Annotated in this window: 1 protein-coding gene and 1 pseudogene; one reads left to right on the top strand and one right to left on the bottom strand. The window is 65.0% G+C overall.

Features of this window, described 5'->3' with window-relative positions; genetic code table 11:
• Positions 1 to 540 (top strand): annotated as a pseudogene (locus tag AC5JJ6_RS09775) (TadE/TadG family type IV pilus assembly protein); the annotation flags it as partial.
• Here AC5JJ6_RS09775 and AC5JJ6_RS09770 read toward each other — a convergent pair.
• Complete coding sequence (locus AC5JJ6_RS09770; protein ID WP_496041855.1) at positions 515 to 1,234, bottom strand: terminase small subunit; 720 nt, start codon at positions 1,232 to 1,234, stop codon at positions 515 to 517. The pseudogene AC5JJ6_RS09775 and the gene AC5JJ6_RS09770 overlap by 26 nt on opposite strands.
• Positions 1,235 to 1,367 lie beyond the last annotated feature (133 nt).

Here is a 1,367-nt window from a genome sequence, read left to right as displayed (position 1 = left end):
ACCAACAAGCGGGCCGACATCCTGAGCAAGATCGCCACGCTGAAGGGCGTCAACCGGGGCGGCACCATGGCGAACCTGGGCCTGCAGGCCGGCTGGTTCACCCTGTCGCCGCAATGGCGCGGGCTGTGGGGCGATCCGACCCCGGCGGGCATGCCGCTGGACTACGGCACAGCCGATACCGACAAGGCGGTGGTGCTGCTGACCGACGGCAGCAATGAATGGTACGACCATCCCAAGCAGCCTTCCTACGACTACACCGCCTATGGACGGCTGTCGGAAGGCCGGCTCGGCACGACCACCGGCAGTCAGGCGACGTCGCGGATCAACAGCCGGATGACCGATCTGTGCACCGCCATGAAAGCGAAGAAGATCACGATCTATACGATCACGCTGATGGTCACCAGCAACACGACCAAGGATCTGTACCGGTCCTGCGCATCCCAGCCGAGCTACTATTTCAACTCCCCCAGCGCCACCGAACTGCGCGGCATCTTCCAGCAGATCGGTTCCCAGCTCAGCAACCTGCGGATCGAGCAGTAGGGCTGGGAGCGGCGGAAGCGGCGATGGCGGCAATGACGGCGGAGGCGGGAACGGAGAACCGGGACGCCGGCGACGGGCGTTTCGGCAACGACCGCGAAAGGTCACTATCGGTCACTATCCGGAGGTCCCTGACCCGCAAATCACCGGCCCGCAAATCACCGGCCCGCAAATCACCGGCCCGCAGGTCCGTGCCTCGCAAGTCCGCGACCTGACCGGCGGGAGTCGTTGCAGGGAGAGCCGTGGCGGCGGGCGGCGGTTCGAGTGCGTCGAGTTCTTCCAGCGGGTCGCCGTCGAGATCTTCCAGATCGGCATCGGGATGGGTCCGGTCGAGATGGTAGTGATGGGCGATCCGCTTGTCCTGAATGACGCCGCGCAGCTTCAGGCGGAACTCGATGGCGCGGAGCGCCAGACCGCCACGATTGTTTTCCCGTGCGTCGGCGATGATCGCCTCCACCTGCTCCGCCGCTTCGTCGAGCAAGGCTTGATGCTCGGCCCGCCGGGCTGCCCGCAGCCGGTCGATCCGGGTCCGGATTTCCGGCTGCCGCATCAGGAACGCACCCCGCTGCTTGGAACCCTGCGCCGAGTACCCCGCGCGCCGCGCGGCTTCCGCCCCGCCGACACCGCAAGCCATGGCTTCGCAGAAAGCTTCCTGCCGGGGGGTGAGGCGGATGGCGGGGTTTGGCGATGCGGTCATGGCGGCGGCTTTCTTGAATAGGAGGGATATTTGCTTATATTCCTAAAGCGAGGTAGATGCAAGTTTGATGGAGAGCCGCAGGGCAATCGCTTGAAGGGCTGTCGTTGTAGGATTCCCTAGATTGGCGGAATGT

This window comes from Skermanella sp. (assembly GCF_059503625.1).
The sequence above is the reverse complement of the archived record's forward strand: the minus strand, read 5'-3'. Positions and strand labels throughout refer to the sequence as shown.

What these genes read in the sequence shown, in the direction of transcription:
- AC5JJ6_RS09770 (WP_496041855.1), bottom strand. Translation starts at nt 1,234, where the DNA reads ATGACCGCATCGCCAAACCCCGCCATCCGCCTCACCCCCCGGCAGGAA.